The sequence below is a fragment of the Streptomyces sp. YS415 genome (assembly GCF_023544665.1).
GTDB lineage: Bacteria > Actinomycetota > Actinomycetes > Streptomycetales > Streptomycetaceae > Streptomyces.
Genome location: NZ_JAMJFL010000006.1, coordinates 34725 through 58781, shown reverse-complemented (window position 1 = coordinate 58781; position 24057 = coordinate 34725). Strand labels below are relative to the sequence as shown.

Below are 24057 nucleotides of genomic sequence, written 5' to 3'. Positions count from 1 at the left end.
ATGTCCTCCACCCCGCTCGCCTCCGTCTTGTTCGTCTGCGTCCACAATGCCGGGCGCTCCCAGATGGCCGCCGGGTTCCTGACCCACCTCGCGGGCGACCGGATCGAGGTCCGCTCCGCCGGCTCCATCCCGGGTGACCAGGTCAACCCGGCCGCGGTCGAGGCCATGAAGGAGGTCGGCGTCGACATCTCCGCAGCCCAGCCGAAGATCCTGACCACCGAGGCCGTCCAGGCGTCCGACTACGTCATCACCATGGGCTGCGGCGACGCCTGCCCGATCTTCCCCGGCAAGAAGTACCTCGACTGGGCCCTGGAGGACCCGGCGGGCAAGGGCGTCGAGTCCGTCCGCCCCATCCGGGACGAGATCAAGACGCGCATCGAGGCCCTGATCGCCGAGATCGACGCGAAGCAGGAGGCGTGACACCGGTGAGCGACGGAACCGACAGCCCCGAACCGGGCGACAGAGACGGCATACGCGAAGTCATCGGCTCCGGCCCCGCCGGATACACCGCCGCCCTCTACACCGCCCGCGCCGAACTCAAGCCGCTCGTCTTCGGCGGCGCCATCTTCGTCGGTGGCGCGCTGACGACGACCACCGAGGTGGAGAACTTCCCCGGCTTCCCCGACGGCATCGACGGCCCCGTCCTCATGGAGAACATGCGAGCCCAGGCCATGCGCTTCGGCGCCGAGATGGTCGACGACGACATCGTCGAAGTCGACCTCAGCGGCGACATCAAGACCGTGATCGACAGCGCCGGCACCGTGCACCGCGCGAAGGCCGTCATCGTCGCCACCGGGTCCGGCTACCGCAAGCTCGGCCTGCCCAAGGAGGACGAGTTGTCCGGCCGGGGGGTGTCCTGGTGCGCCACCTGCGACGGCTTCTTCTTCCGCGATCGCGACATCGTCGTGGTCGGCGGCGGCGATACGGCCATGGAGGAGGCCACCTTCCTCACCCGCTTCGCCCGCTCCGTGACCGTCGTGCACCGCCGCTCCACCCTGCGGGCCTCCCAGCTCATGCAGAATCGCGCCTTCTCCGACGACAAGATCGCCTTCGCCTTCGACAGCGAGATAGCGGAGATCAAGGAGCAGGACGGCAAGCTCGCCGGCGTCGTGCTGCGCGATGTCTTCAGCGGCACGACCCGCGACCTCGACGTGACAGGCCTGTTCATCGCGATCGGCCACGACCCGCGGACCGAACTGTTCAAGGATCAGCTGGACCTCGACGAGCAGGGATATCTGAAGGTCCACGCGCCCTCGACGCGTACGAACCTCTCCGGCGTCTTCGCCGCAGGCGACGTCGTCGATCACACCTACCGTCAGGCGATCACCGCTGCCGCCAGCGGCTGCCAGGCCGCCCTGGACGCCGAGCGCTTCCTCGCCGCCCGCGCGGACAGCACGAAGGTCTCCGCAGCCAAGGCAGACTCGGAACACGACCTCGCAAGCGTCGTCGGCTGAGCCCCGACGCTTGTCCCGGCAGACAGCACCTGCTGCCGAAGGTGCGGCACACGCATTTGGGAGGTCTGGACGGATCCTCGGTGGGCGCCCGGTGCCTTGTTCCAAAGGTGGCGACAGGCCGTGGCAACCCGAGGGGCCCTTGGGCAGGATGCCGGTCATGAGCACCGACCAGTCCCTTCCCCTCCTTCGGCCGACGCACTCGGCACATGTCGTGTTCGGGGCGGGGGCTGCCGTCGGGATCCTGGGCGGGATGATCGGGCTGGGCGGCGCGGAGTTCCGCCTGCCCCTGCTGATCGGTCTGTTCGGGTTCGCCGCGTTGTCGGCGGTCATCCTGAACAAGGCGATGAGCCTGGTCGTGGTCCTGGTCGCCCTGCCTGCACGGCTGGCCGCCGTCCCGGCCGCCGAGATCGCGACTCGCTGGCCCGTCGCGGTCAACCTGCTGGCCGGCAGCCTCCTCGGTGCCTGGGCCGGCGCGTCGTGGGCCGTCCGGATGCGCTCCGCCACCCTGTACAAAGTGCTGGCCGTCCTGATGGTTCTCATGGCCGTCGCGCTCGTGGTCACCCACAGCACCACCTTGGACACCCTCGCACTGCCACGAGGGGTCCAGATACCCGCGGGAGTCTCGGCCGGGTTCGGCATCGGCGTCGTCGCCGCGATCATGGGCGTAGCGGGTGGCGAGCTGCTGATCCCGACGATCGTGCTGCTGTTCGGCGAGGACATCAAGACCGCCGGGAGTCTGTCCTTGCTGGTCTCCCTGCCGACCATGCTGGTGGCCTTCGCTCGCTACAGCCGGGACGGCAGCTTCGCTGTCCTCGGCGCCAACCTCCGCTTCGCAGCAGTCATGGCAGTGGGCTCGGTCACCGGCGCCGTACTGGGCGGACTGCTCCTCGGCGTCTTCCCGGACCTGGTGCTCGTCCCTGCGCTGGCCGTGATCCTGCTCGTCTCAGCGGTCAAAGTCGCCCGTCACCACTGAGCGGCCTGGCCGGTCATACCGCCATCAGCGCCCATACCGTCTTGCCGGTGGCCGTAGGGCTGCAGCCCACCGCGTGGGCCAGCGTGCGAATGATGCCCAAGCCTCGGCCGTGTTCGCAGCCAGGCGTGTGACAGGGGGTGGTTACGTCGATGGGCGTTGGGGATCCGTCGTGCGCGGAGATGACCAACTGCCCTGCGTCAAGCAGCAGTTCCAGGCCGACGGTCTCGGTGCGGGCGTGCAGGTAGGCGTTCGTGACCAGCTCGGAGACGATCAGGACTGCGTCGTCGACCACTGCCGGGGAGAGTCCCCATCCGCGCAGGGTCGTCGAGGTGTGGTGGCGGGCCCGGTGCGGTGCCTGAGGGGTGTGGTCCAGCGGAAGGCTGGTCGCGTGCGGGACACAGTTTCGCTGCGGGCGCATGCTCTGGTGGGTGGTGGTCTTCATGGGGCCTCATCGAGGTGGGGATCTGTCGGGTGGGGAGCTCGGCTCCTTTCTGTGCTGCCGGGGACGGCTTCGAGGGGTCGGTGGTACCCCGGATCCGGTGCGGGGCGGTTGGGGTTCCGGATCCGGGGTGGCTGGGTGGCCGTGCAGGGCTACTTCACGGCGCCTGCGGTGAGGCCGCGGGTGAGGGAGCGCTGGAAGATGAGGAAGAAGACGATCATCGGGATGACGCCGAGGAGGGCGGCGGCGCTCATGGCGGTGGGGTCGCTGGTGTACTGGCCCTGCATGACGGACAGGCCGAGCGGGACCGTCTGCTGGTCGTTGGAGATGAGCAGGACGAGTGGGTAGAGGAACTCGTTCCAGCTCCAGACGAAGAAGAACACGCACATCACCGACAGGGTGGGCCAGCTCATCGGCAGCACGATGCGCCACAGGATCGTCAGGCGGCCCGCGCCGTCGAGGGAGGCGGCCTCGATGAGTTCGCGGGGGAAGGTGCTGAAGACGGAGGAGAGCAGGTAGGTGCCGAACGCGCTGTAGGTGATGCCGACCAGGATGGTGTAGCCGAGCTTGCCGTCGTACAGGCCCAGTTCTTTGAACAGGTAGTAGATGGGGTAGACCAGGCCCTCTTGCGGCAGGACGTTGACGCCGAGGAAGAACACCAGGAAGGCGGTGCGCCAGCGGATGCGGCCGATCCCGATGGCGTAGGCGTTGAGGAGGGCCAGGACGACGGCGATGACGACGACGCCGAGGCTGATCTGGATGCTGTTGACGAGTTTCTGGGTGAAGTCGACGCGTTCCCAGACGTCGCCGATGATGCTCCAGTTCCACTGCTCGGGCCAGGACAGGGAGCCGTTGGCGCGGTAGTCGGCGCTGGTCTTGAAGGAGTTGACCAGAATGATCAGGAAGGGGGCGAGGAAGGCGAGGACGAAGAGGGTGACGGCGGCGACGACGGCGTAGGAACCTGCTCCCCGTCCGGTGGCCGTTGGCTTCCGGCGATGCCCTGCCCGGCGGGCGGGGCGCGGAAGCGCGGCCTTCTCGGCATCCGGCGCGGCGGGTGGAATCGTGTCGGTCTTCATGGTCATCCGTCCTCGCGGGCCTGGCGGGAGAGCATCGTTCCGGCGATGACCAGCACCAGGAGCGTGATGGTGCTGGAGATCGCGGATCCGTATCCGACGTCGGCGCGTTCGAAGAAGTTCTGGTAGGCGAAGTAGGCGGGGACGAGGGTGGAGTTGCCGGGACCGCCGCCGGTGAGGACGAAGATCTGGGCGAAGACCTTCAGGCCGGCGATGGTGGTGGTGACCAGGACGACGTAGACCTCGGGCCGCAGGATGGGGACGGTGATGCGGGTGAAGCGCTGCCACCAGCTCGCCCCGTCGAGTGAGGCGGCTTCGTAGAGTTCGGGGTCGATGCGCTGCAGGCCGGACATGAACAGCACGAGCGGATAGCCGAGCTGCATCCAGACCAGGACGCCGAGGACGATCCACAGGGCGAGGTCGGGGTCGCCGAGCCAGTTCTGGGCGAGCGAGGAGAGCCCGATGGTGTCGAGGATGCTGTTGACGGCGCCTTCGGGGGCGAGGATCCAGCCCCACATCAGGCCGGTGACGGCGACGGGGATGACCTGCGGCAGGTAGAGGCCCGAGCGGAAGACGCTGACGACTCCGTCGCCGTGCTTCTTGCCGATGTAGTCGAAGAGCAGCGCGGCCAGGAACAGGCCCAGGACGGTGGGCACGATCGCGATGCCGACGATGACGAAGGCGATGTTGCGGAACGATGCCCAGAAGTCGGCGTCCTGGAAGAGGCGGGTGTAGTTGTCCAGGCCGGTGAAGGCGGGGGTGCCGATGCCCTGCCAGGTGGTGAAGCTGTAGTAGAAGGTCATCACCAGCGGGACGACGAGGAAGAGCAGACTGAGCAGCAGGCCGGGGGCGAGGAAGACGGCGTAGCCCGTGGACCGCCGGTGACGTGTGGTTTTCACGGTTGCTCCTAGGTGGGCGGGACGGCGTCCCGGATTACCGGGGCGCCGTCCCCTGAACGACGCAGCACCAGGGGGTGCTAGGACCGGCCGGCGACGTACTTGTCGTAGGGCGCGGCGAGTTCATCGAGGACGGTGTCGGGCTTGACGCCGTTCATGAGGTTCTGGGTGGAGGCGAGCCAGGTGTCGTAGTAGCCGGTCACGGGCCAGTCCGGGTAGAAGGCCAGACCGTTGTTCGTCTCGTAGGTGTCGAAGGCGTTGATCAGTTCCTTCGCCTTGGCGTTGGCGATGGTGTCGGCCTTGGCGGTGAGGGGGACGCTGCCCTCTTCACCGATCAGCTTCTGGATCCTGTCGGACATGGTGATGGCGATGAAGTCCTCGGCGAGCTGCTTGTTCTTCGCCTTGGTGGGGATGACCCAGTGGTTGCCGCCGGAGCCGAGCGTCTTCTCGCTGCCCGGGTAGGGGGCGGTCGACCAGGAGAAGTCCTCGATGTCGGTGCTGAGACCGCCGAACCACCAGTTTCCGCCGACCATGATGGGCCGCTTCTGCGAGACGAACTGCTCGGTCATGTCACTGCCCTTGAGGCCAACGTCCTTCTTCTCGAAGTAACCCTTGTCCAGCCATTCCTGGTACTTGTTGACCGCGTAGTTCATCTCGGGGCCGTGGAAATCGACCTTGCCCTTGTAGAGCTGGTAGTCGTCGACCCAGGTGTCCGTGGCCTTGGACACGGCCAGCAGGTAGAGCCAGTGGCCCGCGGGGTGGTCGTTGCCGGCGTTGGCGAGCGGTGTGACGCCGGCGGCCTTGAACTTGGCCAGCGCGGCCTCGAAGCTCTTGAAGTCGGTGGGCTTGGCTATGCCGTGCTTCTTGAACAGGTCCTCGTTGTAGTAGGTGAGGACGAACTCGCCGTAGTTCGGCACGCCGTACCACTTGTCGCCGCCCATCTCGCCCTTGGCGTCGTAGCGGGCGGTGACGGAGGCCCGCTCGCTGATCGCCGTGTCCCAGCCGTGTTCCTTCACGAGGGGGGTGAGGTCGCTGAGCAGGCCCTGCTTGGCGAGCAGTCCGGTGGTGGCGTTGCCCTTGTTGTACTCCATGACGTCGGGCGCCTTGTCGGAGTTGAGGATCATCCCGGCGTTCTGCTGGATCTGCTCGAACGTCTTGCGCTCGAAGACGACCTTGACGTCCGGGTGGGTCTTCTTGAACTCGGCGATGGCTGCGTCCCAAGCCTTGCTCAGGGCGCCGTCCTGCTGCTCGTAGTGCCACAGCCGCAGGGTCTTGCCGTCGCCCGCGCCGGTGTCGGAGCCGCCGCAGGCGGTCAGCGGGGCCAGCAGGGTGAGGGTGGTGGCCGCCAGGAGGAGGGTCCGTCTGCGGGCGGTGCGGGTGCGCGGGTTGTTCATGGCTGGTTCCTTGGTGTGCGTCGTTGCGGCAAGGGCGGGCGGTCAGGCGGTGCGGCGGCGGTGGACGCGGGCTTCCCACGGGCGCAGGGTGTAGGTGCTCGTGAGAGGTGGGCCGGCCGGAAGGTTGGCGATGAGCGTTTCGCTGTCCTCCCAGCCGTGGGGCAGGCCGACGGTGAGGTCGGCAGCCCCGAAGTTGGCGATCACCAGCAGCTCGGTGCCGGAGGTGGCGTCGTGCCGGGTGAAGGCGTAGAGCTGCTCGTGCTCGGGGTGGAGCAGGTGGAAGTCGCCGTGGGTGATGGCGGGTTCGGTGTGGCGCAGAGCGATCAGGCGCCGGTAGTAGTGGAAGACCGAGTTGGGATCGGCGAGCTGTGCCTCGGCGTTGACGTCGACGTGGTCGGGGTTGACGGCGATCCACGGGGTGCCGGCGGTGAAGCCGCCGTGTGCGGTGGCGTCCCACTGCATCGGGGTGCGGGCGTTGTCGCGGCTGCGGTGTCGCAGCCCTTCGAGGATGTGTGTCTCCTCGGCGCCGAGGGCGAGCTGGTCGCGGTAGTGGTTGAGGGACTCGATGTCGCGGAAGTCGTCGATGGAGGCGAACGGGGCGTTGGCCATCGCGAGCTCTTCGCCCTGGTAGACGAACGGCGTGCCGCGGTGCAGGTGCAGCACGGTGGCCAGCAGCTTGGCCGACCGGTCGCGGTAGGCCGGGCTGTCGTCGCCGAACCGGGAGACCACCCGCGCCTGGTCGTGGTTGCTGAAGTACAGGCTGTTCCAGCCGGTCTCCCCGAGACCGGCCTGCCAGCGGCCCAGACTGGCCTTGAGGTCGGTGAGCTTCAGCGCCCGGACGTCGAACTTTCCGCCGGGGCCCTGGTCGAGCCCGACGTGCTCGAACTGGAAGACCATGTCGAGTTCGCGGCGCGCGGGGTCGGTGAAGAGCCTTGCTTCCTCGACCGTCACACCGGGCATCTCGCCGACGGTCAGCAGCGGACGTGCATGGCCCTCGAAGACCTCGCGGTGCATCTCGGCGATGTACTCGTGGATGCGGGGCCCGCAGATGTAGTGGGCGCTGCCGTCTCCGTGGCGGCTGCCCTCGTGCACCGGCCCGTCGGGCAGGCCGGGAGCCTTGGAGATGAGATTGATGACGTCCATACGGAAACCGTCGACGCCCCGCCCCAGCCACCACCGCATCATGGCGTACACCGCCTGCCGGACCTCGGGGTTGTCCCAGTTGAGGTCGGGTTGCTTGCGGGAGAACAGGTGCAGGTAGTACTCCCCGCTGGCCTTGTCGTACGTCCAGGCCGGGCCGGAGAAGAACGAGCCCCAGTTGTTCGGCTCCGCGCCGGGTGTGCCGGGCTCCATGCCCTCGCGGGCCGGACGCCAGATGTACCAGTCGCGCTTGTCACCGCCCGGGCCGCCGTCACGGGAGGCGGTGAACCAGGGGTGTTCGTCACTGGTGTGGTTGACGACCAGGTCCATGACCAGCTTCATGCCGCGCTCATGGACGCCGGCCAGCAGCCGCTCGAAGTCGGCGAGCGTGCCGAACAGCGGGTCGATGTCCTGGTAGTTGCTGATGTCGTAGCCGTTGTCGTCATGGGGCGAGGGGTACACCGGGGAGAGCCACAGCACGTCGACGCCGAGCTGCGACAGGTAGTCGAGTCGCTCGATGATGCCTGGGAGGTCTCCGATGCCGTCAGCGTCGGAGTCGGCGAAGCTGCGGGGATAGATCTGGTAGACCACCGCGTCGCTCCACCAGGAGTCGGCGGGACCGGGCACGTTTTCGGGCACGTCAAAACCTCGTCGTGTGTCTCGGGTACTGGGTGTCGTCAGAGCTTCGGTTACGTGACGTCGTCAGTCGTTACCTGATGTCGTCAGAGCTGAGCCGGTCACGACAGCGCCGCGCCGACCGCGTCCTGGATCACGAGGCAGGCGGCGCCCCGGGCCCAGAGGTCGTGGTTCACAGGGTCGACACGGATGTCGCAGTCGTGAGCGGCCGTGGAGAAGGCGTGGGCCTGGAGGGCCTGGGACATGGCGGGCCCGAACAGGTCGTGGGCCACCGCACCCTCACCGGCGATGATGATTTTCTGGAGGTTCAGCAGATTGCACATGCCGGCCAGTCCCCTGCCCAGTGCGGTTCCGGCCTCGGTGAAGGCGGATCGGGCCACGGTCTGCGCCGAGCCGCTGCCCGAGCGGGCCAGCTCCATCGCCTCGGTGATCCCCGCACAGGACACTCCGGCGTCCTGAAGGTGGCGCAGGACGGCGCGGTCACCGGCGAGGGCTTCCAGGCAGCCGCGGCGGCCGCAGCTGCACATGGGGCCTGCCGGGTCCAGGGGCAGGTGGCCGAGTTCGCCGGCCAGTCCGGTGGCGCCGGAGAACAAGGCGCCGTCGAGGAGCAGTCCGCAGCCGATGCCCGGACCGACGGTGACGACGGCGAAGGAGTCGACGTCCCGGCCCTGACCGAACCAACGCTCGGCCACCACAAGGGTGTTGACGTCATTGTTCACGACGACCGGAAGCCCTGTCGCCGCACGCAGCGGCCCGGCCACATCGACCTTGTTCCAGTCCAGCAGGGCGGAGTAACGGCACACTCCGGCACTGGAGTCGACGTGACCACTGACCCCGACCCCCAGTCCCAGCACCCTGTCGGCGGCCTCGGGCGCCTCCGCCAGGAGTCTCCGGGTCAGGTCGGCGACGGCGGACAGGGCGGTTTCCGGGGTGCAGTCGCCGATCGGCTGCTCAGCACGCGCCAGGACGCCCGCGGCCATGTCGGTGACCACTCCGGAGACCTGGGCCGGCCCTATCTTGACGCCGACCACGATGTGCTTGTCCGGGTTGACCTGCAGCATCTTCTGCGGCCGGCCCCGCCCCTGGGGGGCGGTGTCGAGCTCGCGGAGGTAATCGTGCTCCAGCAGCGGCGGAAGCATACGCGTCACGCTGGACGGCACCAGCCCGAGCCGCTGCGCGAGCTGGGTGCGCGAAATGGGCCCCGCGGTGAGGACGGTCGCGAAGATCTCCGCACGGGTCTGCTCACCGACAAGCTCCGAGAAACGGATCTTGGACGGGGTCATCACACATGCCTCCGAAGCAGTGATCGGCTGGAAGAAATCGGTCGGCTCGGTGACGAACCGCTGGTCGGACTGTAAGGCCGACCCGTCACACCAAGGTCGGTAAGGCGAGTGCGTCGACCGTCATGACGGCCTCCCGGTTCATCGGGGCGACCGCTGCGATGACTGCGGCCGACTGCGGATGACAGGAGTCTGACCCCCGCTATTTCGTGCGTCAAGGAAGAAAACTTCGCGTTACATAACCGTGATCCCGGGCCTTCAATGGTCGCTGCTGGGCTTTTGTCCCACTTCTTGTCACCTTCCCGACCCTCTCCGGGCAAACTCGGGATGAGATCTTGTTCATTTCATTGACAGCGCGAAGAAATGACGCGACGTTATCCGGCGACCGCAGAACGGCAACCGACGGCGGGGCACGCACGGCCCCGGCACGGCGCTGCCCGGCTTCCCCGCCTGCCTGCCCGCCCCGCATCCAAGGGACACCCCAGGTCCGGGGTGATCACCGAGACATATCCCGTCCCGGTCCCCGGGACGACCGCACGCCTCTCATGCATCAAGCACCGGTTCGAAGGGAGGTCCGAGCGCGACAAGCCGCGCAGCTCCTCCCTCGACGCGCGGCCCGGACACCCGTGGCCGATCCGGCTGCAGCACCGCAGGTCGCCGGACGGCGGTGCTCCCAGCCTTCGTCCACCTGCCGTCAGCCCTGCTCCTGCCCCTCGGGCGGGCGCAGGGACGCGGCAGGCTCCAGCGCCCGCAGGCGCTGCTTCCCCAGCAACGGAATGAGGATCTCGTCATGCCCGCAGCAAGACTGAGCCGGCTGGCGGCACTCGCCGCCGGCCTCGCTCTCGCCCTGGCCGGCGCCGTCGTGCCCGCCAGCACGGCGAGTCCGCGGCCGCTCCCCCACCAGGCGGCAGCTGCCGCCGAGGCAGCGACCGTCACCACTGCCGACAGCGCGCAGCTCAAGACGTGGTGGCACAGCAATCACGAGTTCAACACCACCAGCCCGGTGGCGAACGACAAGGTCCGGCGGTCGTCTTTCTACGACGTGCAGGTCGCCACCGCGGCGGCCCCGACGACGAAGTACGACTCCTTCGCCTACATGAGCATCCCGCGCAGCGGCAAGGGCAAGATCGGTTACACGAAGGAGGACGGGGCGGAGTTCTCCTCGTCCGCGAACCTCACCATGAGCTGGTCGTCCTTCCAGTACACGGCCGATGCGTGGGTCGACGTCTCGCTGCGCACCGGCCAGACGATCTCCTCCGCCGACCAGGTGAAGATCAAGCCCAGCAGCCTGAACTTCGCCAAGGAACTGGTCGACTCCGACACCGTGCGCGTCAAGGTGCCCTTCAGCTCGGCCGGTTACCGGTTCTCCGTGGAGTTCGACCCGCAGCTGTACACGGCGTACAACGACATGTCCGGCCCCGCCAGCGACGCCGGCAAGCTGACCACGCAGGGCGGCGGCGGCAACCGGGCCATCCACACCGAGCCCCGCAACTCGATGATGATCTTCGCCGAGCCGGCCCCGACCGGGGCGGAGAAGGACCGGCTGGTACCGACGTCGGCATCCGGCACCATCCACTACCCGCAGCAGGGCCAGGTCACCAACCTGAACACGATCAGCGAGGAGATCGTGTACTTCCGGCCCGGCACCTACTACATGACCTCCAAGTACCACGCGCTGCTGCCCAAGCAGGTCAAGTGGGTGTACCTGGCCCCCGGCGCGTACGTGAAGGGCGCCATCCGGTTCCCCGACGACAGCCAGGGGCTGTACAAGGTGACCGGCCAGGGCGTGCTCTCCGGTGAGCAGTACGTCTACGAGGCGGACACCAACAACAACTACGACCACCTCTCGGGCGCCTCGAACTGTCACAGCAGCTGCGTGAAGATGCTGCAATTCCAGTCGGCGCAGGGCCGCCAGCAGCACCTGGACCTGCAGGGCGTGACCATCAACGAGCCGCCCTACCACTCCTTCGTGGTCTACGGCGACGAGCAGACCTTCAGCATGCGGGTCGACAACTACAAGCAGGTCGGCTCCTGGTACTGGCAGACCGACGGCATCGAGCTCTACCGCGGCAGCACCATGAAGAACACGTTCTTCAACGCCAACGACGACGTGCTGAAGATGTACCACAGCGACGTCAGCATCGATAACACCGTCGTCTGGAAGAACGAGAACGGACCCGTCATCCAGTGGGGCTGGACCCCACGCACCATCGACAACGTCCGGGTCAGCAACACCCACGTCATCCACAACCGCATGTACTGGAAGGACGTCAAGTACAACACCTGCATCCTCAACTCCTCCTCCCACTGGGAGGACATGGGCTCGACCACCAAGGCCGACCCGAACGCGTGGGTGAAGAACATGACCTTCGAGAACATCACCGTCGAAGGGATGACCAACTGCGCGATCCGCGTCTTCGCCCTCTCCAGCACCGAGAACATCCACGTCAAGAACCTCAAGATCGGCGCGTGGAGCCAGCTGGACCCGTCCTCCCAGGTCAGCCTCCTCAAGCGGTACACCAACAGCGCCGGACAGAAGGTCACCCTCGGCAACGAGACGCGTGACAGCCGCGGGTTGAAGCTGGAGAACTACACCGTCGGCGGCACTGTCATCCAAAAGTCCGGCACCAACTGGGGCGCCGACAAGCTCGGCCGGCTCGGCTTCGATGCCGAGACCTGGGACAACTGGAACGCCTGGGGTCCCGGTGGCGGCAACCCTGACCCCGACCCGGTCACCGGCGGAAAGATCGTCAACGGGGCGACGTCCAAGTGCCTCGACCGCGCCGGCGGCTCCACTGCCAACGGCACCGCCATCCAGCAGTGGTCCTGCGCCAACGTGGCCTCGATGAGCTGGGCGCTCGACGGTCAGCAGCTGAAGTCCGGCGGCAAGTGCCTGGACGTCGAGGGCGGAGCCACCGCCAACGGCACCAAGGCGCACCTGTGGGACTGCGGCACCTGGGACAGCCAGAAGTGGGCCTTCCAGACCGACGGCACCCTGAAGAACCTCAAGTCCGGCCGCTGCCTGGACATCGAGGGCCAGAGCACCGCCGACGGCGCCCGTCTGCACCTGTGGGACTGCGGAGGCTGGGCCAGCCAGAAGTGGAAGCTGACCAGCTGACCCGACCGGTGGCCGTCGGCGCACCCGCATCGCCGACGGCCATCCTCACTCCGGTATCCCTGGAAGGAGCACCCCTCGTGGAACTTCCCGCACGCCACGAAGCCACCGTCCTGGGCCTGTTCCGCATGGTCACCGGGCTGCTGTTCACCTGCCACGGGGCCGCGACGCTGTTCGATGTGCTGGGCGGACCCCAGGGCGACTCGACACCACAGCCAGGGCAATGGCCGGGATGGTGGGCCGCGGTCATCCAGCTCGCCGGCGGCGCCCTGGTTCTTGCCGGGCTGTTCACCCGCACAGCCGCGGCGCTGTGCTCGGGGTCCATGGCCTACGCGTACTTCGTCCACCACCAGCCAGAGGGCTTCCTGCCCCTGGAGAACGGCGGCGAGAAGGCAGCCCTGTTCTGCTGGGCCTTCCTCCTCATCGCCGCTCTCGGTCCCGGCCGCTGGCCGGTGACAACGCTGCTCGCCCGCCGCTGGCATGCGCAATCCGTCCCGCACAAGGAGGTAGCAGGCACGCTCGACACCTGATCGAAAGCTGTCATGTGCACGTAATGCGGGGGCGGAGATCCCGTCCTCGATCCCCCGACAACCGGAGGAAGAGCACCATGAACCGCACACCCGCAACATCCACGCGCCGCGCCGCGCTCGGTACCGGCGTGCTGGCCACCAGCCTGCTGTGCCTGCTGCCGCTCGCACCGTCGGCCTCCGCACACGGCACGGTCATCACCCCCGAGACCCGCAACTACGGCTGCCTGCAGCGCTGGGGCTACGCCGAGCCGAACGAGGCGCAGGACCCCATGTGCTACCGCACCTACCACGAGAACCAGAACGCCATCGTCGCGTGGAAGGCCGTCTACGCCAACAACACCGGCGACAACTACAAGCAGGTCATCCCCGACGGCCAGATCTGCAGCGCGGGCGGGCAGGGCGAGACGAACTACCGACCGCTCGACCGCCCCGGCCCCTGGAAGACGACCGGCATCGGCTCCAACTTCACCGTCGACATCTACGACGAGGCACGACACGGCGCCGACTGGCTCGAGGTCTACGTCACCAAGCAGGGCTTCAACCCCGAGTACCAGCTCATCGGCTGGAACGACCTCGAACTGGTGAAGAGGACCGGCCGCTACCCCTACCAGGCGCACTACGTCACGGATGTCAGCACCTCCGGCTACAGCGGACGGCACGTCGTGGTGACCGTCTGGAAGGCGTCGCACATGGACCAGAAGTACTTCCTGTGCAGCGACGTCAACTTCACCTGACGCCCGCCGGACGCGACTGAACCAGCACCTCGGCATACCGGCCCCGCGAGGCGCACACCTCGCGGGGCCTTCACCCACTCCCGTCACCGGCCGGCCGCCGACGCCGGGCCGGGCACCGCACGGAGGCCCCCATGCTCGACCCCCACACCCCCTCCCCCCAGCCCCGGCACCACCGCCGCCTGCTGCCCGAACCGGTCCATCCCACAACGCGCACCTCCTCAGCCCGCCGGACCACCGCACAGCGCGCGGCCGAGTACTACCGGGCGCACAGCATCACCGTGCTGCGCATCAGCGTCGGCATCGTCTACTGCTGGTTCGGGGCGCTCAAACTCTTCCCAGCCGCCAGCCCGGCCGAGGAGATAGCGGCCGCCGCCATGACAGAGCTCACCGGCGGTCTGCTGCCCTCCCGAGTGTCCCTGCCGCTGCTGGGCACCGCCGAGATGCTGATCGGACTCACCCTGGTCACCGGCCTGCTGCTACGGATCGCCTTGGCCCTGTTCTTCGCACACATGGCCGGTGCCTTCACCTCCCTGGCCCTGCTGTCCGGACAGATGTGGCACCACGGCATGCCCACCCTCGAAGGCCAGTACGTCCTCAAGAACCTGGTCCTGGTGACCGCCTGTCTGGCTGTCACGGCCGACGAATTCACTCGCTGAAGCCCGCCACCGCCCCACCGTCCAGCCACTGGACACGCCGCTCGGCCCTGCGGGCCTCGTTCACCTCCCAGGAGTCACCCGTGGGAAGCACCATCACCCTGAACCGACTCAGCAAGACCTACCCCAGCGGCCACCGGGCCGTCCACGACATCTCACTGCACCTCGAAGCCGGCGAGTTCCTCGTCCTGCTCGGCCCGTCCGGCTGCGGGAAATCGACCCTGCTCCGCATGATCGCAGGGCTCGAGACCATCACCAGCGGCGAACTTCTCCTCGACCTGCAACCCGCCAACGACCTGCCGGCCGGCGAACGGGACGTGGCCATGGTCTTCCAGAGCTTCGCCCTCTACCCCACCATGACCGCCGCCGAGAACATCGCCTTCCCCCTCGCCGCCCGCGCCCACGACGAGCACACCGTCGCCCAAGCGGTGAACGCCGTCGCCGACCGCCTCGGGATCCGGTCGCTGCTCAGCCGCACACCCGCCCAGTTGTCCGGCGGCGAACGCCAGCGCGTCGCCATGGGCCGCGCCGTCATCCGCCGCCCCTCGGTCTTCCTCATGGACGAACCGCTCTCCAGCCTCGACGCACGCCTGCGCGTGCGGCTGCGCACCGAGATTCTCTCCGTGGTGCGACACACCGGCGCAACCACCGTCTACGTCACCCACGACCAGGCCGAGGCGATGGCACTGGGCGACCGCGTCGCCGTCCTGCGCGAGGGCATCCTGCAGCAGATCGGCGCCCCGGACGAGCTGTACGACCTGCCCGCCAACGCCTTCGTCGCCTCCTTCGTGGGCACACCGCGCATCAACCTCGTGCACGGCGCCCTCTACGCGCCCATCGACGGCGCCATGACGCTCAGTCTCGGCGCCCAGAAGCTCGTACTGCCCCAACGGATGACAGATGACCACCGGCTTCTGCGGGTCGTGCAAGGCCAGCCGCTCCTCATCGGCCTGCGCCCCGAAGCACTGCGCATCAACGGGACACCCACGCCCTATGAGCGCCCGCTGACAGCCGAGGTGACCCATGTCGAATACCAGGGCCACGAAGCCCTGCTCCATGTCACCGTCGGCGCCCGGTCCGCGGAGGTCCCCCGCACGGCGAGCGTCCAGGATGAACAGCAGGGCCACGGCAGCCCTCTCCTGAAAGCGGTCCGCAGCACCATCCACCGCATCCGCGGCTCCCTCCCCCACCGACCCCTTCCACCCAGCCCGCCGGCACCCCCGCTGCCCGACCACTACGGAGTCGGAGAACTCGTCCTCCGCGCACGCCAGGCAGCGGGCTGCCGACCCGGTGACCGCATCCCCCTCCTCGTCGACCTGCGGGCGCTGATGCTCTTCGACGCGCAAGGCCAACGTGTCTTCCCGCACCCCACCCAGCCGCAGAGCTTCTGAGACCGTTCGGGATCTACGGCAGGCGGGCTTCAAGGGCGCCCGATGAACAACCGGGCCGGGGTGACGAGCCGGTCATGGAGTCGGGGCGGCAGGAAGAGGCCCGCGCCCAGGCCGGAGGTGCGAGGCGGGGCGTCGGGGCGGGCGACGGGCTGGGGTGTCCGGTCGCTTGGTGGGGTCGAGTCGAGCGGGACGGCTGCTGTGATGACGGCCAGGAGAAGTCCGGTGGAGCGGTTGCTGAGGATGCGGGCGGCGGTGGTGAGGCGGTGGCGCTCGGCGAGGGGAAGCGACAGCGCCACGCAGCGGGCCTGACCGGGCAGCGGCAGCGGGATGGCGGCGCATACGTCGGTGTCGCAGTACTCCATCACATCGAAGTGGGATCCTGCGGGGCCGTGCTTGTCGAGTGTGCGGTAGAGGGTCTCCGGGTCGGTGATGGTCCTGGCGGTGAGAGAGACCGGGCGCCAGCGGGAGAGATGGTCCTCCCGGGCCTCGGGCGACAACTGGGACAGGATGCTCTTGCCGACCGCGCTGGCATGGGCGCATTCCCGGAAGGGCACGTACTCCTCGACCTTCGGGGCCTCGGCCGTACAGGAGGCGTGGGTGACGGTGAGGTTGCCGTCGGTGTAGGCGCTGACGTAGATCGCGGCTCCGGTGTCCTCGCGCAGCCGGTCCAGGACCTGCTGGAGCACGTCCTCGCCACGGGCGGTCGCCTGCATCAGAGGTCCGGAGGTGTAGCTGCCGTCGGGCTGGAGGCTGGTCAGGCTGTTCTCACTGAGCCAGCTCATCAGCTCGGCGGCTGCTGTGACTGTCACACCTGCTGTGCGGGCGGCCTCGGCGACCGTGACGGAGGTCTGCGAGCCGTGGATGAGGTGAAGCACATCCAGTACGCGCAGCGCGGATTCCCATTCCCGCGGCTGGTGTTCGAGGGCCGGCCGGGCGGCAGGCGGGGTCCATAACGTCCGCGGTGGCGCCCACAGCCCTGGTGCGGAGTCGGCAGGCGGTGGCCCCGTCTGGCCCGTGGTCACATACGGGCGCGCCGGGACGCAGGTGTCGTGCCGTAATCTCTGCGGCTCTTGGCCCGAGCCACCGGCGGTTGGAGTCTCCTTCCCTGGCCCCGATGCCCCGACGCCGGATGTCTGTGCTGCGAGGTCTGGTCCGGATCGGGACGGCGGGACTCCCAGGGCCGAACGGATCTCCTCGATGAACTCCGGGTCCTCCGCGGTGGCGGCCGGCGCCGCGTGGTCGGCTGCGCTCAACAGCAGGCGTGCGTCCCCGTGTCCGTGCCGGGCCGCCTCCGCCACCAGGAACCGCACGTCCTCGCAAGAGCCGCCGCTACGGCAGGCCAGGGCCGCCAGCTTGAACAGCGCTCCCGGATGCCCGCACTCGGCAGCCGCCCCCAGGCAGTCGGCGGCCGGGCCGAGTTCGCCTCGCCGCAGGGCCTTGGAACCCAGGCGGTAGAGGGAGTTCGCACGCTGCGACGCCTGGGCGCCGAGCGCGTAGACGTCCGTCAACGGTCCGAAGTCCCCGCCGGGCCGGTCCCAGTAGTCGTGGGGTCCGGCGAGCTGGGCCAGCATGTGCGCGAGCCCGGCCGGGACCATCTGCTCCGGATGCCCCGCCCCGCCGCCGCGGTCGTCGTACCTGCCCACATCCGTCACCTGTTTCCCCGCTTTCCGTGCTGCCGCTTTTTCCGCTGCCCGTCCCGAATGTGCCCAGCCAGGGCATGCCTCAGCTGCGTGACTGCCTTGTTGCGCAGGTTGTGCAGGCGGGCCGCCGGTATCCCGAGCGTGGCGGCGATGTCCGCGTCGCTCATGCCGCGGCTCTGCAGATCGACCACCCGCTTGCGCGGGCCGGCGGGCATGCTGGAGATGGCCGGGATGACCAGCTCGTGCAGCACCCGCTGGTCCTCGTCGCCCACCTCCCGCTGCCGCGGCACCACGGTGTCCAGGGATTCGGTCCCGCCGAGCAGCACCTCGCCGCCGTTGGTCCGCTGTCTCTCGCGCAGCATGTCGACGGCAAGGTTGCGGGCCGTCGTCCGCAGGTATGCGGTCACATTCGTCTCCGGCGCGAGCTCTCCCGCGGCGGCCCTGCGCGCGACGGCCAGGGCGGCTTCCTGCACGATGTCCTGACAGGTGGCCAACGACAGCGTCCGGTACGAGCGTTGCAGCACGGCAGGCTGTGTCTGCACGAACGCCGGGTATGCCTCCACCAAGCGCTGGCCGACCGTCGAGCCGACCGCGACGGCTTTCCCCGACAGCCGGTCGCCTACCACGCTCCGCGCTCCGCATCGGCTGCCGCGTCCCCGCCGACGACACGGACCGTGACGTCGATACGCACCACGACGTCGGTGCACGGAGCGTCGGCGGGCGCGGCCGGAACACGCTCGGCCGGGTCTTCCTGTCGGCCTTCCGCCGCTAACCCGGCGTCGGACCGTGCGGCCTCACGGCCGGCGGACTTCTGTCGCCACACGCGCACCAGTGCGCCCAGCGCGTGCACCGCGCTCACGGCGGCCGGGACATACCCGGTCCACTCCAAGAACGGCGTCATATAAGTGGCTCTCCATCCATCGGGCAGAAACGCGGTCCGCGTCTCACCCTCCAGACGTCCCCAGGCCCCTCAATCTCCCCCGCAGCAACGCCAGTTCACCTGAGAGGGGGACAGCTAGAACATGGGATCGATGTTGCGTGGGCGGAGCGTCACAGCCGTTCGGAGGTGGCAGCGAAGACCGGCTCGGGGTCGCGCGGCACGTCGGCCTTCTCCACGCTGACGCGCGGCAGCAGGCGGTCCAGCCAGCGGGGCAGCCACCAGGTCGCGTTGGCCATCACCGCCATGACTGCCGGAACCAGCACCATCCGTACGATCGTCGCGTCGAGCACGATCGCCGTCGCCAGGCCCAGACCCATCATCTTGACCAGGGGTGAGGGGTTGGCGACGAAGCTGAGGAACACCACCGTCATGATCAGCGCGGCAGAGGTGATCACCCGGCCCGTGGCCGCGATACCCCGCGCCACCGACTCGGTGTTGTCCCCTGTGGCCTCGTACTCCTCGCGCACTCTCGACAGCAGGAACACCTCGTAGTCCATCGACAGCCCGAACAGGACCGCGAAGAAGATCGTCGGCAGGGGTGACACGATCGGGAAGGTGCCCTCGAGGTTGAACAGCGCTCCGAGCCATCCCCACTGGAAGACGGCGACCACCACGCCGTATGCGCCGCCGATGGACAGCAGGTTCACGATCGCGGCCTTCACCGGTATCGCGATGGAGCGGAACACCAGCATCAGCAGCAGGAACGAGCTCAGCAGGATCGCGCCGACGAACACCGGCAGTGTGTCCGCGAGTTGGCGGGTGAGGTCGTCGGTCATGGCGGTCATGCCGGACACGGCGACGTTGTCCGGGACGAGGTCGCGGATGCGGTCGAGCGTGGCCGACGTCTCGGCGTCGGCGGGGGCGGTGGTGGGCTGCACGGGCAGCACCACCGTGTCGCCGGCCGTCGACGTCTGGGGCTCACCGACGGTGGCGATGCCGGGGTCGGCGGCGATGCGCTCGGACAGCGCGGGGATGTCCTCGGCGTCGGCGCCGGAGCTGCGCAGGTCGGCGACGATCAGGAGCGGGGCGTTGACGCCGGGGCCGAAGCCTTCCGTGAGCAGGTCGTAGGCGCGGCGATGGGTGGTGCTGGTCGCGTCGTTGCCCGCGTCGGGGAAGCCCGTCTCCATCCGCAGCGCGGGGGCCGCCAGCGCCAAGAGCGCCGCCGAGGCGACGAGCAGATAGGGCCACGGCCGGCCCGACACCCGGTGCGCGAACCGCCACCATGCGCTCTCCTCCACCTTCCGCGCAGGACGGTCACGGCCCAGGAGCCGCCGCTTGTGGATGCGGTCGCCCAGCAGCGTCAGCAGGGCGGGAAGGAGGGTGAGCGCGGTCGCGACGGCGAAGAGGACGACCAGCGAGGCGCTCAGGCCTATCGAGGTCAGGAAGCCCAGGCCGGTCAGGGCCAGGGCGCCCATCGCCACGACGACGGTGCCACCGGCGAAGAGGACGGCCGCGCCCGCGGAGGCCATGGCGTTGGACAGGGCGGTGGGGTTGTCCTGGCCGGCGGTGTGGTTCTCGCGGTAGCGGGCCACGATGAACAGGGCGTAGTCGATGCCGACACCCAGACCGATCATGGCGCCGATGGTCGGGGCGGCGGTGGAGACGTCCATGGCGCGGGCCAGCAGGGTGATGCTGCCCAGGCCCGCGGCGACGGCCACCAGGGCGAGCGCTATGGGCACCAGCGCGGCCACGACCGTACCGAACGCGACCACCAGGATGACCAGGGCGGCCAGCAGGCCGGCTGCCTCCGCACCCGACGTCGGTGTCTCGGCGTTGATGAAGACGGCGTCACCGCCCAGCTCGGCCACGACACCGTCCTCGCGCAGGGAGTCGATCGCGCCGCTCAGCGCCTCGATCTGCGCGGGAGCGACCTTCATCGTGGGCACGTCGAAGGTGATCTGCGCGTAACCGATACGCCCGTCGGACGACACCGTGCCCGCAGGGAAGGGGCTGGTCACCGCGTTGACGTGCGCCACCTCGGCCATCCGCTCGACCGCCGAGTCGATGGCAGGCCGGTGGGATGCGAGCCGTTGCCCCTTCGGCGCGGCGAAGACGGCCAGGGCACTGCCTCCGGACGCTTCCGGGAAGCGCTCCTCGAGCAGTTCCATCGCCTCTTCGCTCTGGCTGCCGGGAGCGACCAGGTCATCGACGAAGGAGCCGCCGGCCGTAGCGGCCACGGGCAGTACGAGGAGAAGGGCGATCCCCCATGCGGCGATGGTGGCCCACGGCCGGCGGGCGCTCGCCCTGCCGATGCGTCGAGTCAGTCGGTTCATGGATCCGTGGGCTCCTGTCAGAGGGCTGCCGGCGACGTTGTGGCACGGCGACGGCGTACGGCGTGCGGCGCTCCCATCGTGGGCGCCGGCGGCCGCCGCTGTCCCCGGCCGCCGGAGGGGTTCGAAGCTCCGGCGCGGGACGGGTACATCGGCGCGGCGCCTCCCCCTGCAGGCGGACAGCCGGATCCGCCTGCCGACGGGTGACGACGTCTCGGACAGGGAAATACGATGGCGGCTCAGCGCCTTGACCATCGAGGTCGGCGCGGCAGAAGCCCGGTGATGGAGCGAGGATGAACCGCACGGCAGAGCCTGCCGGGACGCCCGTCCGACGTGTGCCGTCCAAGTTCCGCGGCCCTTTCGTGCGCTGGCCGCGGACCGCGGACGCCCTCCTCGCCCTCGCCATGTTCCTGGCGACGACGCTTCTGGAGGAGGGTCCGGGAGACACCATCGTCGCCCGGTCGGTCGTCGACCTGCCCCTGCCGGTCCTCCTGCTCTTCATGGCCGCGGGCGTGGCGCTCTACTGGCGTCGGCACAAGCCGATCGCGGTACTGGGCGTGGCGCTCGCGGCGTGGGCCCCGACGCTGGGCAGCAGTTACGCCACCGTGAGCGGAATCGTGATGGTCGCCCTGTACAGCGTGGGACGGCATACTGACGACCGACGATGGGGTCCCCTCGGCGTCGCGGCGGCAGCCGGCGCGCTCACCATCGACGGCCTGCTCCTTTCCCTGCCCGCGGAGGAGACCGGCTTCGGCTGCCTGATCATGCTGGGCGCCTGGTACATGGGCAGGCGCCTGCGGCTGCGCTCCGAGCGCGCTGCGCAGCGCGCTCTGGCTCAGGCCGCCGAGGCACGGCGCATCGCCGCCGAGGAGCGCACCCACATCGCCCGGGAACTGCACGACGTGGTGGCCCACCGGGTGAGCATGATGACCGTGCAGGCCGGCGCCGCCCGGATGGTGGCCGCCGAGGACCCCCAGGGCGCCCTGGAGGCGATGACTGCGGTCGAGGAAGCCGGACGCCAGGCACTGGACGAGCTGCGGCACCTGCTGGGAGTACTGCGCCCCAAGCCCGAGCGCGACGGACTCGGCCCCCAGCCCGGCCTGACCGATCTGCCCCGGCTCGTCGCGCAGGTCCGTGAGGCCGGGCTCGACGTCTCGCTCACCGACGACATCCGCGCGTCCCTCCCGGCCCGCGTGGAGCTGTCGGTCTACCGCATCGTCCAGGAGGCACTGACCAACGTGCTCAAGCACAGCGGACCGCACACGCGCGCCGAAGTCCGCCTCCAGCACGACCCGTGCGGCCCCGGCATCAGCGTCGACGTCGTCGACGACGGCAAGGGCGCCGCCCTGCAGTCCGTATCCGGTACCGCCCGCGGTACGGGGACGGGCGGCCACGGCATCGTCGGCATGCGGGAGCGGGCGCTGCTGCTCGGCGGCACGCTCGACGCGGGGCCGCGGCCCGGCGGCGGTTTCCGCCTGACCGCCCATCTGCCCCTCCAACCCGTCCATGAGGAGCCCGCGTGACCATCCGCGTCGTCGTCGCCGACGACCAGGCGCTGGTCCGCCGGGGCTTCGCCATGATCCTGCGGATCCACGCCGACATCGAGGTCGTGGCCGAGGCGGGGACCGGTCTGGAGGCGATCGAGGCAGCCCGCCTGCAGCGTCCGGACGTGATCCTGATGGACATCCGCATGCCCGAGATGGACGGCCTCGAAGCGACCTCCCGGATCCTGCAGGAGGCGGACTGGCCGGTGCGGGTGCTGATCCTGACCACCTTCGAGCCGGACGAATACGTCTACGAGGCCCTGCGCGTCGGAGCCAGCGCCTTTGTCCTCAAGGACATCCCGCCGGAGCAACTCGCTGTCGCCGTACGCACCGTGGCCGAGGGCGGAGCCCTGCTGGCTCCCTCGATCACGCGGCGTCTCATCGACCAGTTCGCCGGGCGCCGTGTCGTCAGCTCAGCCGCGTCGGGCCGGGTGGCGCGGCTCACCGACCGCGAGCGCGAGGTCGTCATCGCCGCCGCCCGCGGCGCGAGCAACTCGGAGATCGCCGAGCAGCTCTTCATCGGTGCCGCGACCGTCAAGTCCCATGTGTCGAGCATCCTCGCGAAGCTCGGTCTGCGGGACCGCATCCAGATCGTGATCTTCGCCTACGAGAGCGGACTGATCGAAGCGGGCGACCACGACGTCGGTCACTGACCGCGAGCCATCAGGGGGCCGGCGCCCACAGCGGCCCTCAACCGCTGCTCGCGTCCGGCAAGTCCTGGACGGTACGGCAGGTAAGAGCGGCATGAATGGTGGGCAGGTCGGTGGGGCGGGAGGCGTCGAGGCCCGTGAGCCCGGCGATTTTGCGGAGCCGGTAGAGCACGGTGTTGGGGTGCACGTTGAGGGCTCTGGCGGTGGCGCGGCGGTCCAGGTCGTGACGCAGGAAAGCCGTCAGGGTGAGCAGCAGGTCGGCGTGAGCGTCCAGCGGGTCCAGGAGGCGGGCGACGTGGGCGCGGGCGGGGCCGGGCCGGGCAAGCTGGTACTCCAGGGCGAGGTCCTCCAGCCGGTACAGGCCCGGTGGGCGGGCGGAGGTCGTCGCGATGTGGACCAGCTCGGTGGCGATGGGGCACGCACGGGCGACATCGCCCGGCACAGCCGGGACTGCGGCGGCGAGAACGGTGGCACCACACGCTCGTTGCAGACGGGTCAGGAGCTGCGCGGTGTCCTCCCAGTGGGCCGGGCCGAGTTCGCAGGGGCTGGTGTCGCTGGGCAGGAGCACCAGGCCCCCGGCAGTGGTCAGTGAGGAGAGCGCTGCGCCGCGGCTGTGCAGGGCGAGTTCCGTGCGCAGACGCCTGAGTTTGCGCTGGGCCGCCGCGTTGGTGTCCACGCCGGGCGCGTGCTCATCGGCATGCGCCCCGATGGCCAGGGCGAGCACGAGGTAGCCGGGAGGGAGGGTGAGCCCCGCTTCCCTGGCCGCCCCCTCGTCGACGCGGCCCTCGCGCAGCGCGGTCAGCAGTAGTTGGCGGGCACTGTGCCGTTCGCCGACGGTGGTCGACAGCTGTTGCAGATAACCGGCCGTGACGGCGGTGGTGACGTGCTGGAGGTACCCCAGCAGCAGGCTGTACGTGGCGGTGACGGCAGGAAGGTCTTCCGGGCGGGCCGCCGCGGTGACGTCGTCCAAGCACAGGCGGGCCCCGAGGAAGTAGGCGCAGACGATGGCTTCGGCCGGCAACCCTTCCTCCGCCCGGCGGGTGGCCGAGCTGGTCAGCTGAGCGAGTTGCTCGGGGCCTGGCATCGAGCCGCTCGCCAGGACCCCCGCGAAGTCGGTGATGCCGCGACGCACCATGCGCGCGACATCGCCGTTGAGCTGTTCGGTGGGCAACTTCCGGTAGACGGGGAGCTCCGCGGTCAGCCGCTCCAGGACCGCTGCCTGCAGCCGGTATACGGATCTGAGGAGGTACTGCTGCACGCTCTCACCGCTGTCGCCAAGCGTGCCGACGTTGTACGCGGACACAA

General features: G+C 69.1%; 21 protein-coding genes. 10 read left to right on the top strand and 11 right to left on the bottom strand.

Annotated elements, in window-relative coordinates:
- The 3 genes from M8H82_RS09640 to M8H82_RS09630 all read left to right on the top strand — a co-directional run bounded on the left by M8H82_RS09640 (position 1) and on the right by M8H82_RS09630 (position 2427).
- The gene (locus M8H82_RS09640; RefSeq protein ID WP_250072138.1) at positions 1-420 is read left to right on the top strand and encodes an arsenate reductase ArsC; all 420 of its coding nucleotides are present in this window, start codon (positions 1-3) and stop codon (positions 418-420) included.
- 5 nt (positions 421-425) lie between these two features.
- Positions 426-1454, top strand: a complete 1029-nt coding sequence (gene trxB, locus M8H82_RS09635) for a thioredoxin-disulfide reductase (RefSeq protein ID WP_250072130.1) — start codon at positions 426-428, stop codon at positions 1452-1454.
- Positions 1455-1611: 157 nt separating this feature from the next.
- A complete protein-coding gene (locus M8H82_RS09630) occupies positions 1612-2427 on the top strand; it encodes a sulfite exporter TauE/SafE family protein (RefSeq protein ID WP_250072128.1) in 816 nt (271 codons plus the stop codon).
- 13 nt (positions 2428-2440) lie between these two features.
- Here M8H82_RS09630 and M8H82_RS09625 read toward each other — a convergent pair whose 3' ends face one another.
- The 6 genes from M8H82_RS09625 to M8H82_RS09600 all read right to left on the bottom strand — a co-directional run bounded on the left by M8H82_RS09625 (position 2441) and on the right by M8H82_RS09600 (position 9288).
- Positions 2441-2869, bottom strand: a complete 429-nt coding sequence (locus M8H82_RS09625) for an ATP-binding protein (protein ID WP_250072126.1) — start codon at positions 2867-2869, stop codon at positions 2441-2443.
- A gap of 149 nt (positions 2870-3018) precedes the next feature.
- Positions 3019-3942 carry a carbohydrate ABC transporter permease gene (locus M8H82_RS09620; protein WP_250072124.1) on the bottom strand — a complete coding sequence of 308 codons (924 nt, stop codon included), beginning with the start codon at positions 3940-3942 and terminating at the stop codon, positions 3019-3021.
- Between the two features lie 2 nt (positions 3943-3944).
- Positions 3945-4838 carry a carbohydrate ABC transporter permease gene (locus M8H82_RS09615; protein ID WP_250072121.1) on the bottom strand — a complete coding sequence of 298 codons (894 nt, stop codon included), beginning with the start codon at positions 4836-4838 and terminating at the stop codon, positions 3945-3947.
- A 77-nt stretch (positions 4839-4915) separates the two neighbouring features.
- Positions 4916-6229: an ABC transporter substrate-binding protein gene (locus M8H82_RS09610; protein ID WP_250072120.1), complete on the bottom strand. Its 1314-nt coding sequence runs from the start codon at positions 6227-6229 to the stop codon at positions 4916-4918.
- Between the two features lie 42 nt (positions 6230-6271).
- On the bottom strand, positions 6272-8008 hold the full coding sequence (locus M8H82_RS09605; RefSeq protein ID WP_250072119.1) for an alpha-glucosidase: 1737 nt from the start codon (positions 8006-8008) through the stop codon (positions 6272-6274).
- Positions 8009-8106: 98 nt separating this feature from the next.
- Positions 8107-9288 carry an ROK family transcriptional regulator gene (locus M8H82_RS09600; protein WP_250072117.1) on the bottom strand — a complete coding sequence of 394 codons (1182 nt, stop codon included), beginning with the start codon at positions 9286-9288 and terminating at the stop codon, positions 8107-8109.
- 787 nt (positions 9289-10075) lie between these two features.
- On the opposite strand from M8H82_RS09600, the gene M8H82_RS09595 reads away from it, so the two are divergent.
- The 5 genes from M8H82_RS09595 to M8H82_RS09575 all read left to right on the top strand — a co-directional run bounded on the left by M8H82_RS09595 (position 10076) and on the right by M8H82_RS09575 (position 15708).
- Entirely contained in the window at positions 10076-12403 is a 2328-nt protein-coding gene (locus tag M8H82_RS09595) for a family 49 glycosyl hydrolase (RefSeq protein WP_250072115.1), read from the top strand.
- Between the two features lie 125 nt (positions 12404-12528).
- Entirely contained in the window at positions 12529-12930 is a 402-nt protein-coding gene (locus M8H82_RS09590) for a DoxX family protein (protein WP_250072511.1), read from the top strand.
- Between the two features lie 77 nt (positions 12931-13007).
- Positions 13008-13664 (top strand): lytic polysaccharide monooxygenase auxiliary activity family 9 protein, encoded by a 657-nt coding sequence (locus M8H82_RS09585; protein ID WP_250072113.1) that lies wholly within the window; start codon positions 13008-13010, stop codon positions 13662-13664.
- A 131-nt stretch (positions 13665-13795) separates the two neighbouring features.
- Positions 13796-14320: a DoxX family membrane protein gene (locus M8H82_RS09580; protein WP_250072111.1), complete on the top strand. Its 525-nt coding sequence runs from the start codon at positions 13796-13798 to the stop codon at positions 14318-14320.
- An 80-nt stretch (positions 14321-14400) separates the two neighbouring features.
- Positions 14401-15708 carry an ABC transporter ATP-binding protein gene (locus M8H82_RS09575; protein WP_250072110.1) on the top strand — a complete coding sequence of 436 codons (1308 nt, stop codon included), beginning with the start codon at positions 14401-14403 and terminating at the stop codon, positions 15706-15708.
- 29 nt (positions 15709-15737) lie between these two features.
- On the opposite strand, the gene M8H82_RS36605 is transcribed toward M8H82_RS09575, so the two are convergent.
- From M8H82_RS36605 to M8H82_RS09555, 4 genes are all read right to left on the bottom strand, one after another.
- Positions 15738-17351: an IclR family transcriptional regulator C-terminal domain-containing protein gene (locus M8H82_RS36605; protein WP_250072108.1), complete on the bottom strand. Its 1614-nt coding sequence runs from the start codon at positions 17349-17351 to the stop codon at positions 15738-15740.
- A 5-nt stretch (positions 17352-17356) separates the two neighbouring features.
- Entirely contained in the window at positions 17357-17974 is a 618-nt protein-coding gene (locus M8H82_RS09565) for a sigma-70 family RNA polymerase sigma factor (RefSeq protein ID WP_250072106.1), read from the bottom strand.
- Positions 17968-18249 (bottom strand): hypothetical protein, encoded by a 282-nt coding sequence (locus M8H82_RS09560; RefSeq protein ID WP_250072105.1) that lies wholly within the window; start codon positions 18247-18249, stop codon positions 17968-17970. The genes M8H82_RS09565 and M8H82_RS09560 overlap by 7 nt, the downstream gene beginning before the upstream one ends.
- 149 nt (positions 18250-18398) lie before the next feature.
- Positions 18399-20561 (bottom strand): MMPL family transporter, encoded by a 2163-nt coding sequence (locus M8H82_RS09555; RefSeq protein ID WP_250072104.1) that lies wholly within the window; start codon positions 20559-20561, stop codon positions 18399-18401.
- A 290-nt stretch (positions 20562-20851) separates the two neighbouring features.
- On the opposite strand from M8H82_RS09555, the gene M8H82_RS09550 reads away from it, so the two are divergent.
- Entirely contained in the window at positions 20852-22081 is a 1230-nt protein-coding gene (locus M8H82_RS09550) for a sensor histidine kinase (RefSeq protein ID WP_250072103.1), read from the top strand.
- The gene (locus M8H82_RS09545) at positions 22078-22755 is read left to right on the top strand and encodes a response regulator transcription factor (protein ID WP_250072102.1); all 678 of its coding nucleotides are present in this window, start codon (positions 22078-22080) and stop codon (positions 22753-22755) included. The genes M8H82_RS09550 and M8H82_RS09545 overlap by 4 nt, the downstream gene beginning before the upstream one ends.
- A gap of 37 nt (positions 22756-22792) precedes the next feature.
- Here the strand turns inward: M8H82_RS09545 and M8H82_RS09540 are convergent, their stop codons facing one another.
- Entirely contained in the window at positions 22793-24055 is a 1263-nt protein-coding gene (locus M8H82_RS09540) for a helix-turn-helix domain-containing protein (protein WP_250072101.1), read from the bottom strand.
- Between the last annotated feature and the right edge of the window lie 2 nt (positions 24056-24057).